The organism is Paenibacillus sp. FSL R7-0198 (assembly GCF_038000415.1).
Lineage (GTDB): Bacteria > Bacillota > Bacilli > Paenibacillales > Paenibacillaceae > Paenibacillus.
In genome coordinates, this window is sequence record NZ_JBBOCB010000001.1 from 5,881,371 (window position 1) to 5,893,829 (window position 12,459).

At 46.6% G+C, this 12,459-nt stretch carries 15 protein-coding genes and 1 pseudogene; 12 read left to right on the forward strand and 4 right to left on the reverse strand.

Going from position 1 to position 12,459, the window contains the following annotated elements; genetic code table 11:
- Positions 1-36: 36 nt before the first annotated feature.
- From MKY87_RS25805 to MKY87_RS25850, 10 genes and pseudogenes are all read left to right on the forward strand, one after another.
- A pseudogene (locus MKY87_RS25805) lies at positions 37-453 on the forward strand (phage holin family protein); the annotation flags it as partial.
- A gap of 285 nt (positions 454-738) precedes the next feature.
- A complete protein-coding gene (locus MKY87_RS25810; protein ID WP_017689429.1) occupies positions 739-1,026 on the forward strand; it encodes a Dabb family protein in 288 nt (95 codons plus the stop codon).
- Between the two features lie 173 nt (positions 1,027-1,199).
- A complete protein-coding gene (locus tag MKY87_RS25815) occupies positions 1,200-1,661 on the forward strand; it encodes a DUF86 domain-containing protein (protein ID WP_340908460.1) in 462 nt (153 codons plus the stop codon).
- A 10-nt stretch (positions 1,662-1,671) separates the two neighbouring features.
- The gene (locus MKY87_RS25820) at positions 1,672-2,586 is read left to right on the forward strand and encodes a DUF4261 domain-containing protein (protein ID WP_338593500.1); all 915 of its coding nucleotides are present in this window, start codon (positions 1,672-1,674) and stop codon (positions 2,584-2,586) included.
- Between the two features lie 185 nt (positions 2,587-2,771).
- On the forward strand, positions 2,772-3,149 hold the full coding sequence (locus MKY87_RS25825; RefSeq protein ID WP_338593502.1) for a YtxH domain-containing protein: 378 nt from the start codon (positions 2,772-2,774) through the stop codon (positions 3,147-3,149).
- Positions 3,150-3,369: 220 nt separating this feature from the next.
- Positions 3,370-4,179 (forward strand): glutamate racemase, encoded by an 810-nt coding sequence (gene racE, locus MKY87_RS25830; RefSeq protein WP_036610949.1) that lies wholly within the window; start codon positions 3,370-3,372, stop codon positions 4,177-4,179.
- 228 nt (positions 4,180-4,407) lie between these two features.
- Entirely contained in the window at positions 4,408-5,619 is a 1,212-nt protein-coding gene (locus MKY87_RS25835; RefSeq protein ID WP_445669437.1) for a M14 family zinc carboxypeptidase, read from the forward strand.
- A 197-nt stretch (positions 5,620-5,816) separates the two neighbouring features.
- A complete protein-coding gene (locus tag MKY87_RS25840) occupies positions 5,817-6,074 on the forward strand; it encodes a hypothetical protein (RefSeq protein WP_036670081.1) in 258 nt (85 codons plus the stop codon).
- A gap of 142 nt (positions 6,075-6,216) precedes the next feature.
- Positions 6,217-6,519, forward strand: a complete 303-nt coding sequence (locus MKY87_RS25845; RefSeq protein ID WP_036670085.1) for a heme biosynthesis protein HemY — start codon at positions 6,217-6,219, stop codon at positions 6,517-6,519.
- 21 nt (positions 6,520-6,540) lie between these two features.
- Positions 6,541-6,762 carry a DUF1450 domain-containing protein gene (locus MKY87_RS25850; protein WP_017689421.1) on the forward strand — a complete coding sequence of 74 codons (222 nt, stop codon included), beginning with the start codon at positions 6,541-6,543 and terminating at the stop codon, positions 6,760-6,762.
- Between the two features lie 102 nt (positions 6,763-6,864).
- Here the strand turns inward: MKY87_RS25850 and MKY87_RS25855 are convergent, their stop codons facing one another.
- Positions 6,865-7,263, reverse strand: a complete 399-nt coding sequence (locus tag MKY87_RS25855; protein ID WP_340966780.1) for a hypothetical protein — start codon at positions 7,261-7,263, stop codon at positions 6,865-6,867.
- A 150-nt stretch (positions 7,264-7,413) separates the two neighbouring features.
- Here MKY87_RS25855 and MKY87_RS25860 point away from each other — a divergent pair, with 150 nt between their 5' ends.
- Together MKY87_RS25860 and MKY87_RS25865 are read left to right on the forward strand one after the other, a co-directional pair.
- Entirely contained in the window at positions 7,414-7,695 is a 282-nt protein-coding gene (locus MKY87_RS25860) for a hypothetical protein (protein ID WP_036609724.1), read from the forward strand.
- Positions 7,696-7,869: 174 nt separating this feature from the next.
- The gene (locus MKY87_RS25865) at positions 7,870-8,700 is read left to right on the forward strand and encodes an aldo/keto reductase (protein ID WP_339784769.1); all 831 of its coding nucleotides are present in this window, start codon (positions 7,870-7,872) and stop codon (positions 8,698-8,700) included.
- A gap of 295 nt (positions 8,701-8,995) precedes the next feature.
- Here the strand turns inward: MKY87_RS25865 and MKY87_RS25870 are convergent, their stop codons facing one another.
- The 3 genes from MKY87_RS25870 to MKY87_RS25880 all read right to left on the reverse strand — a co-directional run bounded on the left by MKY87_RS25870 (position 8,996) and on the right by MKY87_RS25880 (position 12,314).
- Positions 8,996-9,721: a DsbA family oxidoreductase gene (locus MKY87_RS25870; RefSeq protein WP_338593513.1), complete on the reverse strand. Its 726-nt coding sequence runs from the start codon at positions 9,719-9,721 to the stop codon at positions 8,996-8,998.
- A gap of 85 nt (positions 9,722-9,806) precedes the next feature.
- Positions 9,807-10,232 (reverse strand): cytidine deaminase, encoded by a 426-nt coding sequence (locus MKY87_RS25875; protein ID WP_338593515.1) that lies wholly within the window; start codon positions 10,230-10,232, stop codon positions 9,807-9,809.
- A gap of 81 nt (positions 10,233-10,313) precedes the next feature.
- Complete coding sequence (locus MKY87_RS25880) at positions 10,314-12,314, reverse strand: LTA synthase family protein (RefSeq protein ID WP_340966781.1); 2,001 nt, start codon at positions 12,312-12,314, stop codon at positions 10,314-10,316.
- Positions 12,315-12,459: the final 145 nt, after the last annotated feature.

Sequence of the window (12,459 nt, forward strand, 5' to 3'; positions counted from 1 at the left end):
GTGACCTGTCAAATCTCTTACTTTTACATATATTGTATGATACTCAAGTGTAAGGGAGAGGTGAGGGACGTGAATCTATCTGTGAATACCTTTGCTGCCATCTCGGGAGCATTTGTTACGTTTGCTTTTGGCGGATGGGATCAGTTACTTAGCCTGCTCGCGGTCGCGATGGCTGTGGATTATATAACAGGTTTGGCAGCGGCGGTAAGAACAGGTACCGGGTTGAATAGCAACATTGGATTTTGGGGGATTGCTCGCAAAGGGCTCATGCTGACCGTTGTTTTGCTTGCTCATCGAATTGATCTGATCATGGGAACCGATTTTATCAAAGGCGGAGCTATTTATTTCTATCTGGTGAATGAACTCATTTCAATTACCGAGAATTATGCCAAAATCGGTCTTCCATTGCCTGCAAAGCTCAGACAGGCCATTGCAGTATTGAAGAAACAGGAAGATCAGGAGTATCTGATGAATCGTGAATGGGCCAAACCGCAGCAAACTCCAGACAACATTAAGCAGCAGGCTGAAACAGGACAAACTTTGCAGGATGACTCAGCAAAACAGACGGAGGATGGATCTCAAAAGAAATCCGAATCGAAAGGAAACGGTTCGGATTAGTTTTTCTTATCAAGAGAACGTTTCCAAGTATCCTTTCGTAATAGAGAACGTTATGATATATTTTGGATACATGAAAATTCATTCATTTCTACTATTATATTAAATGAGGTGCTTGCCCAGATGATAAAACATATTGTCCTGTTCAAAATGAAAGATCGCTCAGCAGAAAGTATTGAAGCTGCAGCCCAGGTGCTTCGCAATCTGGAAGGTAAAATTGATGTCCTAGTTTCACTTGAAATCGGGATTGATGTGCTTCGCTCGGAGAGATCGTTCGACATTTCACTCACGGCGGAGTTTGCGTCACTGGAGGATCTCCAGGCGTATCAGGTACACCCGCTTCATCAGGAAGTTATCAAGTACATGAACGAAGTCAGAGAACAGTCAATTGCAGTGGACTACGAAATCTGATCTGTCATTCAAACTACGTTGAGATAAAGGGGACTCTGCATGAGCGATTTAAGAGACGTTATGGAATTTCTATATATTTTTGTTGTGTTTCTAATCGCTTGTCCTGTGATGATATTCTGGCTTAAGCGAAGAGGGAAACGGAACCGATAACTCACTGAACGGGAAGTGAACGAATGTATTATGTGAACAGAGAACAGATTGCCCGCCGGCTTGCTGCTGTACCGGAAGTAGCTGAAGGGCTTCGCGGGGCGGCAGAAGCTTGGGATGGCAGTCTCATGCTGGGGATGGTACAGGAACGTTGTCTTCACCTGGCGATCGAGATTGTTACCGATGTGGGAAGTTATCTGATTGACGGCTTCATCATGAGAGATGCGAGCAGTTATGATGATATTATTCAGATTAATTATGAAGAAAAGGTTTTTGATCATTCGACCTATGAGATATTGCGTCAGCTTGTCACGTTACGCAAGCCACTGGTGCAGGATTATTACAGTTGGGAGCGGTCAGAGCTCCATCCGCTTAGCGTAGAGTTGCCAAGCATACTTGAACATTTTACTACTCAGGTTAGCGCCTACGTGGAAACAGAACTTGGTCCTTTCAATGCGGCACAGACTGAGGGACAGCGTAAGGAATGAGGGAAATCGCATGAAAAATGAATCAAAAGAATTCAATGAAGTAAATACTGAAAGTAACGAAACGAATGAAACACCTTCCGGATTCCATCCGGTGTATATGGTTGAACTCTTGTTCCGGGAACGTCCAGAGGTAGATCGCCTGCGTTTGCAGGAAGCGATGATTCGTCATACAGGACAAGTCCGACTGGATGTGAAACAAGAGAGCGGAGGGCAAAAGCATGAGATGCTCGTCTTCTATCATCTGGACCATAAGGTATCCTTTCAGGAAGGGGATATCCCTGCTCAGACCTGCATGCTTCCTGTGAATGAAATCGCAGATCGTGCACGTTTTGGCGGGGCTCTGCAACAAGCATGGCATTGGCCGGAAGTGGGACAAGTTGTAGAAGCTTCGCGGTACTCCATCCGGATACATGATATGTTCACGGCTGCCATGCCTCGTAAACAGCGCCTGGAGCTGTTTCAGAAGACTGTACTGGCAATCATGGAGAGTCTGACCTGTGATGCGCTGTATTGGTATGGCAGTGATAAGCTGGTTGAACCGGAAGCATATACACAAGCTCAGGAACGTGAGGAACATCTGTATGCAGCCATGAACGTTCGAATGTATCAAGCCGGAGGTACAGAGGAACAGCGCGGGTTGGTCATGGATACCGTGGGATTGTCTGCACTGGGTGTACCTGATGTCCAGTGTCACTTCGTTGGTCTTGATCCAGATACGGTGGCTCAGACCTTACTGGGTGCAGCGTATTACATATTTGATCAGGGGGATGTTCTGCAAGATGGACAGACGCTGGGTTCTTCAGGTGGACGTCGCTGGCGTTGTGAACATCAGGCGGCATTGATTGCACCTGGACGATATGTTATTGATTTGGACCCGGGGGATGAGCATGCCGTGGCTGATCTCGAGCCGGCTCGTCAGAACTGAGTTTAAGCCAAGTCATTTGCATCCATTCAAAAAGGGCGTTCAGATTATTTTTAACATCTGGAGTGTCAAGTCAAGCCTGTGCTGCTTATAATGCATCAACAGAGTAGGCATTCGCCCGGATGGCTGAGCGACAGACCGTTGCTTCTGATCCGGTACTTAAACAATAGTAAAGGGAGAGATGTGACGTGAAGGATTCTAACAAAAGTTTGTTGTGGGGAGCTCTTATTGGCTCCGTGGTTGGTTCAGTAACGGCATTATTGCTGGCGCCGAAATCGGGACGTGAACTTCGTCAGGATATTTCAGAAGGTGCTCGTCAGGTATCGGAGAAAGGTCAGGAACTGGCTGGTATCGTGGGAGAACAAAGTTCGCAGATCGTATCCAAAGTTAAAGAGACCGCAGATGTCGTGATTCAGGATATTCAATCCTGGCGCAATTGCGCTGAAGGGAAAGAAATTCGCATATCGGCAGCCATTGTTGATAACGATATCGATAAAGCAGTGGATGAACCCGGAATTGACATCGTTGCGAAGCTTCCTGCGGATGAGTCCAAGGACGACAACTAAGTAAAAGCTTGATAAGCAGGCTTTCCTCTAATTAGAGGAGAGCCTGCTTTGTTGCGTGTCCACACATAGATGACGTAGCGCGTGGATTTAATTTGAACCCTGCGATGAAATCGGGTAAGATGTAGGTACCTTTTTGCCGGAATGTTCATACGGTAGGAAGAAAGCTCTGAGAAACAATCGTTATGAGAACCAATTCAATGAAGAAGGAAGCGGTGTGTTCGTGCAGCAAGCAATCGCTATATTAGACTCCGGTGTGGGGGGATTGACCGTCGCCAAGGAAGTGATGCGTCAGCTCCCGCGGGAAAAGATCATTTATTTTGGGGATACTGCCCGGACACCGTACGGACCCCGTTCGTCCGAACAAGTAAAACAATTTACGGAACAAATCGTTGATTTCTTGATCCAATTCGATCCGAAGGTTATCGTTATCGCCTGTAACACAGCAACAGCAGCCGCGTTGGAGTATATCCGTGCCAAGGTGAATATGCCTGTCATTGGTGTTATACATCCGGGTGCGCGGGCCGCAATCACAGCGACACGTACAGGACGTATTGGTGTGATTGGTACCACGGGTACCATAGGTAGTGGGGCGTATACATCGGCACTCAAGCAGTTGTCCCCCTATATTGATGTGGTCAGTCAGGCTTGTCCGGCGCTGGTGCCGTTGGTGGAACAAGGTGAATTTCGTTCCGAGCACACGACACATACGGTGGAACAATCATTGGGCGAGATCAAACAACAGCCAATAGATTGTCTTATTCTGGGTTGTACGCATTATCCCTTTCTCATGGACACGATTCAGGAAGTTATGGGACAGGAAGTGAAGTTAATCAGTTCAGCAGATGAAACGGCACGTGAAATCAGTACGATTTTATATGATAAACGAAAGCTGGCCAGTGGGGATGAGACTCCGGTACATCAATTTTTCTGCACGGGTGACCCGCGAATGTTCCAGAATATCACCCGTCGATGGTTGGGAGAGCAGATCTCCAAGACCCCTGTTGTCTGGCAGGTTACGCAATTATCATAGTTATACTCAAAATATGCATGGATAAGACTTTTAATTAATGTATTTTGGTTGTGGACTATCCCGGAACTGTGAAGTTTCGGGATTTTTTGTCGTCATTGTGCATTAACCGAAGATAAACATGATTCATGTCACATGACGGACAACCCGATCTGCATACATATGTTACAGACACGAGATTGGTCAGAACTGGACAGGAGACCTGTCTTTTCCTGTGGAAAGGAGAACAACATGGATCTGCAGTGGATTATCGTTCAGCGGGGAGATACGTTGCCGCGAATTGCGTCAGCACACCATATGAGCAAAGAGTTCCTTGCTGCACTGAACCCGGAAGTGGCTTCCCAGCCATACTTGCTGGCAGGTCAGATGCTGCGTATTGTCCCCGGGACAGGTCGCAGATACGCTGTACCGCCTGGAGAAAGTGTAGGGGAGATTGCAGGGAGATTTGGTCTGGATGAAGAGGTGTTGCGCCAGGCCAATCCCGAAATTACCAACATAGCCGACTGGGTTGGTCGCTGTATTCATATTCCGGCTTCGAATGGAAAAACTATTGTAAAGATTCAGGGAGAGTATGGTTATCGAGAATTAATCAGGGATATAGACAAGCTGGAGAATCGATACCCGTTTATTGAGACGGGGTCCATTGGAACAAGTGTCATGGGAAAGTCGCTTCCTTATTTGCGTATTGGGCAAGGGTCGAGACATATCCATGTTAATGCTTCCGTTCATGCGAATGAGTGGTTGACAACAGCAGTTCTGATGAAGTTTATTGAAGAGTATGCCGAGGCGTATAGTACACATGGGGCATGGCATCAATACCAGACAGAACGCTGGATGCAAGAGACGACACTCTGGGCAGTTCCGATGGTTAATCCGGACGGGGTCGAACTGGTTCAGGAAGGTGTGGTCAATCAGCACCCCCATGCACAGCAGTTGTTAGCCTGGAATGCTGACAGATCACATTTCACCCATTGGAAGGCCAACATCAGAGGGGTGGATCTGAATGATCAATTTCCCGCCCATTGGGATGAAGAGGCAGCGAGAAGAGGTATGACCTCACCTGGTCCCAGGGATTATGCAGGGACAGCGCCATTGACAGAACCGGAGGCACAGGCCCTTGCGCAGTGGACGCAGAAACATACATTTGATGCGGTTGTATCCCTGCATAGTCAGGGCCAGGAGATCTATTGGAACTACCGTGATCTGGAACCCAGGGAGAGTGGACCGCTGTCGCGTAGACTCGCCAAAGCTTCCGGGTACAAGGCGGTGAAGCTCGGTGGCAGTGATGCCGGATACAAGGACTGGTTTATCCAAGATTTCGGTAGACCGGGCTTCACGGTAGAAGTTGGATTGGGTGTTAATCCGCTTCCTGTAGAACAGTTTGATGATATCTGTATAGAAGTGGGAATGTTGCTGGCTGAACTGTTATCCAATGGACAATGAGGCAAGACCCCGAATTATGAAGGTGTGAAACTTAACAGCAGATCATTCGTATAACAGGAACGGACGCTATGAGCGACGTTCCGTTTTTATTATTTTTTATAATGGCATGTTAAGTCATTCGTTCTGGATGGTTTTCGAACGGGTAATGATGGATATGCCGTTTCGGCGACATATATAATGTTACGGAGGGATTCGAAATGAAGTGGAGAAGACTGCTGTCGTTCAAACGATGGACACAAGTTTTCAAAAGGCTCCCCCGGCTGCTCCGGGCTCCGCAGATTCCTTTGGGAGAAAAGCTGTTGTTTATTATTCCGGCGCTGTTGTACTGGGTACTTCCTGACGTGATGCCGTTTATGCCCATTGATGATATCGGGGTCACTTTGATTCTAATGAACTGGTTTGTAAGCCGGGCTGAACGTAAATATCCTGTGCTTCAGGAGGGGACACCTTCTTAATTTGCGACCTAATGGATCATTTTAACATTGAATTCGCATCAATGTTATTGCGAAGAGCGGTAACTTTCTTTACAATAGATGCTGTAGTTTAAGAATGCTGAAATTGTTGAAACCTGCAATTACAATATAGGAGATGAAGAGAATGAACTGCAAAATTACGCGTAATGCTGCTAAAGTATTGAAGCTTGAATTGGACAAGCCGGAGAACGAAGGAAAAAAACTGCGCGTTGTCATCACACATGCACATGGTGACCATGCTCACTACGGGCTTGATCTCGACACACCAAAAGAAAATGATACGGTTGTATCTACCGATAAAGAGATTGATGTCATTCTTGCGAATGACCAGCCTCTGTTGAACGGTGTTAAAATTGACTATCTCTACTTCCCGGAAGAGGGATTCGTTATTACGAATCCGTCCCAAGGCAATCACGGCGACCACTAAGGGCGCGAAGAAGGGGAACTCATGGCTAACGATATCCGTGTATGCGAAAAGTGTAATCATGTTCGACTGAAATCGATTGTGCCCAAGTTGCAAAAAATGGCTCCAGACACGGAGATCAAGATAGGGTGCAAATCCTATTGCGGTCCTTGCGCGAAACGTGCATTTGTCTTTATTAATGGTCGGTATATCAGTGCGCCGACAGAAGAAGAAGTGCTCGCCAAAGTCGCAAAGTTTGTCAAGTAACAGGATATAACAAGGTGAGTGGACGAAAACTGTTCACACATCACAAAGGAGGGGCTACGTGCCTCTCCTTTTTTTGCGTTTGGGTAACAGTGAAAGGATGTGTTACTGCATAGCACCTTTGACCATTTCAGTAATTTGGAAGGAATCTTCTTGAATTTCAATGGCAATGACGGTAATATCCTTTTTCAGGAAATGTACATGTCCAAGTCGTTCTTCCTTCAATTCTACCCAGCCTGTATCCGCTAACTTCTGAAAATAATCCATTGGCGGGTAGAGTCCTTGCTCACCCCCAATATGTTTCAGTTCATACTTAGCCCCTTTTTTAAGGTTGGGATCATCGGAATAAGCTATGTTTTCAATGAGCTTTGCATTGGTTGGAACCGGGATGTCTGGGTTCATGGATGACGCTGTATATCCTTCTATCTCGTATGTTGCAGGAGCGCAGCCTTGTACCCAAATGAGCAAGGGCAACATGCAGAGTGTCAATATTATTTTCTTCAAATGAATTCCTCCTGATTCGGCATGATTATCTAATAAACGTAGCCAAATCAACTAAAGTTACGATAAAAACACAAAAGAAGAATAAGGAAGGCTTGTGTTATCCATCCTAAAGGGGTAACAGGAACATGATAATCCCAAGGAGGAATACTCATGCCGAAGCGTTATGATTCCAGTTTGCAAGCCGATACCACCGTATCTCAGGCGCAAAATGCGGTGAACAAGCTTCATTATGCTGTATCTCAGGCCATGTCTCATCCGACGGCACAGACCATTGTACAGGCGGAACGACGTCTGGCACACACGGAGCAGGCGATGCGACAAGCAGAGCTTTCACTCGGAGGGCAAGGTGTTGAGTTGGCAGAGGAAATGTTCATCGAGGAGAAGAGAAGATTGAATTCAATCCAGAGTCAGCACGGTCAAGGGGATTTATAACTTTCCTGTCACATCAGAACCCGCAGGGCAGCAATGCTTTGCGGGTTTTTCATATCTTTTGCAAAGACTCTGGGTCCATGGGTTTACTCCGACAGTATGTCGAATGGTCGCTTAAAATTCTGTGAGAAGGTTAATAGAACAAGAGCAGGCAAAATTCCATACGGGAGGTACAGAATGACAAAACATATTACAGATTGTACGATTCTGAACAACGGAGTAACGATGCCATGGCTAGGATTTGGAACATATAAAGCAAAAGGTAAGGAAGTACAACAGGCGGTTGAGACCGCTTTGGAGGTTGGATATCGCAGTATTGATACCGCGTCTATCTATGGCAATGAAGAAGAAGTGGGACAAGCTATTGCAAGCAGTGGTGTTGCCCGTAACGAACTGTTTGTGACGACAAAGCTCTGGAACGAGGATCAGGGATTTGATTCAACGTTGAGAGCATTTGAAGCCAGTCAGAAGGCACTTGGACTGAATGTGATTGATCTTTACTTAATACACTGGCCTGGCAGAGACCAGTATAAGGAGACGTGGAGAGCATTCGAACGTCTATATAGCGAAGGAAGCATCCGTGCGATTGGTGTGAGTAACTTTCAAGTACATCATTTGCAAGATATCATAGATGAGGGCGGAACGGTGCCTGCGGTAAATCAGGTAGAGCTGCATCCAGGTCTGATCCAGCAGGAACTTCAGGATTTCTGCGGGGCGCAGGGAATTCAACTGGAGGCATGGAGTCCTATTATGAAAGGCAAGCTGAACCAAGAGTCCACCCTCAAAGCGCTGGCCCAGAAATATGGGAAAACGCCGGCACAGATTATTCTGCGCTGGGACATTCAGAATCAGATTGTAACGATTCCGAAGTCGGTTACCCCGGATCGTATTCGTGAGAATGCGGACATCTTTGACTTTGAATTGACACCGGATGAGTTGAGACAGATTGATGCGCTGGATTCAGATAAGCGGACCGGTCCACATCCGGATCAACTGTTCTGGGATTAAGTGGGTGGCGCTAATTGAATATAGTGTTTGATGAACTACTTGTGTTTGTTCCGGTTACGGAATCGTTCTTTTGATCGCTGTTGTCTCCAAATTTTTTTGATTCCTCTTTTCAGAGGATAAAATTTGGATACAAAGGCGCACGCTTCGCTTCTTCAGAATCGATTCCGTCCCCTCCACAGTAACTGTTCATCAAACACAAATATATACAATGAGCTAGAGTCGTGTGTAGTATATAAAAAAGCAGCAGGATCGGGAAATATCCCCTGATCCTGCTGCTTTTTGTGTGTGAAGTGGCTTAATTTTTTTTCGGGACTTCGCATCCGTCATCTGTGCAGACTCCGCTGCCGTCTGTTTCTGTTGTGTTGGATTCAACCATGGTGAATGGGGAACGCTCGTCCCATGCTTTTTGAATGGCATCCAGGAATACCTCGTCAGGCTGAGCACCTGATACGGCGAACTTGCGGTCGAATACGAAGAACGGTACACCGCGGATGCCGAGTTGCTCGCCTTCTGCTTGGTCAGCGCGGACATTGTCGGTGAATTGGTCACTGGACAGCACTGCCGTAGCTGCCTCTCGATCCAGGCCGACTTCCTCTGCTAACTGAGCCAACACTTCAGGGTCTCCCGAATGTTTACCTTCGATAAAGACAGCTTGGAATATCCGTTCACTCAGTTCGAGCGCTTTGCCTTGTGTATCTGCCCAGTGTGTCAAGCGGTGAGCTGAGAAGGAGTTCGTAGGAATCATGGCATCAATATTGTATTCCAGTCCTGCCGTACGAGCATTGGCATTCATCTGGGCATTCATACCTTTGGCCTGTTCCACGCTCATATTATATTTGGCAGCCAGATATTCCGAATTGGTTTTGCCTGGGTTCAATGCAGCGTTTGGATCAAGCTCGAAGCTTTTGAATTGCAGTTTCACTTCATCGCGGTGTGGAAACTGTTGTAGTACATTCTCCAGGCGGCGTTTGCCGATATAACAGAATGGGCACAGAAAATCAGACCATATCTCAATATTCATTATGTGAAAACCTCCATCATCCATATAGTTGAAACTGATATAGTTACAATTATAAAGCCACTTTCTATAATTCGCAAGGAGATTACTATTTACTCCGATATGCTTTGGACCAATGGTAGGGTTGAATCTCATCCAGTCTCTTGAAGACCAGTTGACCAGAAGGGTCATAGACGGCAGCTTTGACGTCTTCGCCCCAGTAAAATAATCGTTCCTGGCATACACCGCAAGGTGTAAGGACCTTGAATTCTGAATGCTCGTCATCACGAGCGATACAGAGGGAGTGGGTGACGCGTTCGTTCAATTTGTGGGCTTCCAGATAAGCCCCTGTTTCCATACATAGATGTGTGGCATCGTTGATGACCTCTGGCGCTACGCTAATCAGTAGGGAACCGGCTTCAGTATAGACGGCACCTGCGCCACCCCATCCCTGAGGATAACGTTGCTTCACAAATTCTGCGGCTGCATCGAACAATTTCTGTTCCATATTAAGTGGTTCAGTGTGTAATGTCATGTAATACAAGTTCCCCTTTTTAAATGCAAATACAAATTCAATTCATTTCGTGTATTGTTTGGTTTGTCATTACGATATTAATCATTGAGATGTTGCTGCTCCACTGTCTTCCTCTCGAAAGCGCTGAATCAAATCATAGGTAATTACGGTGTCTGAGACATGTAATCGCTTGGCTGCTTCATCATGACCTGGACGGCAAGCATTGATATCTGTTTTGTCACGTGTGGACAGGTCATAACAAGCGCCGCTCTCATAGATATAATCATCCGATGGAATATAGAATACAGAACCATCCGAGAATGCGCCATTACGCAGCACAACCGTACGTGCAGACCCGTCATATACGTCGTTGCCCATATGATAATAGGACTGGTCGGACACGCCGAGCAGATGCAATACGGATGGCGTGATGTCCAGTTGTCCCGAAGGTTCGTCGATGGTTCCGGCATCTGCTCCGTCCGGTAAATGCACGAGCAGGGGAACCTCGTTCATGATCTGTGCCATATCCAGTTCGTTCAGCGAACGTCCCAGGAACTGTTCGTATTGTGATTGTTCCTTGATCGAGTTGTCGTGGTCTCCGTAGAACATAAAAATGGTATTTTCCCATAACCCCCGATTTTTCAGATCTTCCACCATCTTACCGAGTGCTGAATCCACGTAATGAACGGATTGCAGATAATCACCGAACATCGTTCCCTGGAACTCGCCTACATCCAGTTGCTGCTTCTCTTTTGGCAGGGCGTATGGGTGGTGACTGCTGAGTGTAATGAGGAAGGAATAGAACGGTTCGGTCACCTCACTACTCATTTGCTCAACGGATTGCCGGAAAAAGGATTCATCAGACAGGGACCAGCCAAGCGGGTCATCCTGTGCAAAATCATTTTTACTATAAAACTTGTCGTACTTCATGTTCTGATACATCGTATACCGATTCCAGAAGCCACTCTCATAAGCGTGAAATACGTTGGTGCTGTACCCGTTGTCCTTCAGAATGGAAGGAAGGGAATCATACGTATGGTCTGCATATCGTACAAAGGCTGATCCAACCGGAAGTGGATGTAGGGAAATGTTTGCGCCAAAATCGGCATCTGACGTTCTGCCCTGACCGGTCTGGTGGTAAAAGTGACTGTAATACTGACTTTCCTTCATCAGTTCATTAAAATGGGGTGTGATCTCCTGACCGCCAATGCTCTGACCAATCATGAAGTTCATAAAAGCCTCACCCTGGACAATGATCACATTGCTGTCTTTATATTTGCCAAACAAGGCATCATTCTGCGGGGCAGTTCCTTGCCTTTCAGCGAAGAATGCCTTTGCTTGCTCAACATCAGCGGGTTCAGCCTGCGGCCCGGAGCCGATGTGGTCTTTGGCATAGTTGTACAGATCATAACCGTGAAAAGCGAGCAGTCCGGTCACATTATACATGGATACATTCCACCAGTTGTTATCAAACAGGCCTTTGGCCCATGTTTTGCTATAAAAATAAATCGGGCCGACGGCGAGGCCAAGTCCCAGCACAAGGGCAATACTGCCAGCCGTGAGACGGCGGCGCAACCGTGCCTTGCCATCGTTATACGAATAACTCCCGTAACCAGTAACAGATGTACTAGAGTGCTTCGAACGGTAACTTCTGCTGAACAGTACGATAGCTGCGAACGGAATGACGACAAGCCAGTCGGCAAAGAACCAGAGATCACTTGTGTAGATCAGTGTAGCGATGCTGTCACCCAATGCGTCAACTTGTCTCGCCTGCAACAATACCGGGATGGTCAAAAAATCCTGGAAATAGCGATAATACACCATATCGGCGTAGATTAGTGCGGTAAGCAGCAGGTTAAGCGCGGCGAGAGACACGATCATGCCTCTACGTGGCAGCAACCAGGTCCAGAAGGACAAGAGTAGTAAAGATCCAATGGCAATGACTTTATCCAGCAGTCCCATCGTAATGTTATAAGCGTGAAGATTGTGATGGAGCCACATGAGTTTGAGCAGCATGAGCACAAGAAAAATAAGATATAACGTTAGTGGATGGTTTAGAAGCCCGCGTGGCATAGAGCTGCGCGAAGGCCGAGTGACAACCATATGTATGTCCTCCTTGCTTTTGTTGTTTTGTTATCGGAATGTAAAATAGGGCTCCATCCATTATAGCGTGGCCTCATGTGTTTTCAACTATGCCTCAGAAGAATTGATTTCTGCGGAATCGAAGAGCGAAGTCGGTGAATTCATA

Excerpts from the sequence above, each read along its gene's own strand:
- MKY87_RS25845 (WP_036670085.1), top strand. The coding sequence starts at position 6,217 with ATGAACTGCAAAATTACGCGTAATGCTGCTAAAGTATTGAAGCTTGAA.
- MKY87_RS25820 (WP_338593500.1), top strand. The coding sequence starts at position 1,672 with ATGAAAAATGAATCAAAAGAATTCAATGAAGTAAATACTGAAAGTAAC.
- MKY87_RS25875 (WP_338593515.1), bottom strand. The coding sequence starts at position 10,232 with ATGACATTACACACTGAACCACTTAATATGGAACAGAAATTGTTCGAT.
- MKY87_RS25815 (WP_340908460.1), top strand. The coding sequence starts at position 1,200 with ATGTATTATGTGAACAGAGAACAGATTGCCCGCCGGCTTGCTGCTGTA.
- MKY87_RS25865 (WP_339784769.1), top strand. The coding sequence starts at position 7,870 with ATGACAAAACATATTACAGATTGTACGATTCTGAACAACGGAGTAACG.
- MKY87_RS25870 (WP_338593513.1), bottom strand. The coding sequence starts at position 9,721 with ATGAATATTGAGATATGGTCTGATTTTCTGTGCCCATTCTGTTATATC.
- MKY87_RS25840 (WP_036670081.1), top strand. The coding sequence starts at position 5,817 with ATGAAGTGGAGAAGACTGCTGTCGTTCAAACGATGGACACAAGTTTTC.
- MKY87_RS25860 (WP_036609724.1), top strand. The coding sequence starts at position 7,414 with ATGCCGAAGCGTTATGATTCCAGTTTGCAAGCCGATACCACCGTATCT.
- MKY87_RS25850 (WP_017689421.1), top strand. The coding sequence starts at position 6,541 with ATGGCTAACGATATCCGTGTATGCGAAAAGTGTAATCATGTTCGACTG.
- MKY87_RS25810 (WP_017689429.1), top strand. The coding sequence starts at position 739 with ATGATAAAACATATTGTCCTGTTCAAAATGAAAGATCGCTCAGCAGAA.
- MKY87_RS25835 (WP_445669437.1), top strand. The coding sequence starts at position 4,408 with ATGGATCTGCAGTGGATTATCGTTCAGCGGGGAGATACGTTGCCGCGA.
- MKY87_RS25880 (WP_340966781.1), bottom strand. The coding sequence starts at position 12,314 with ATGGTTGTCACTCGGCCTTCGCGCAGCTCTATGCCACGCGGGCTTCTA.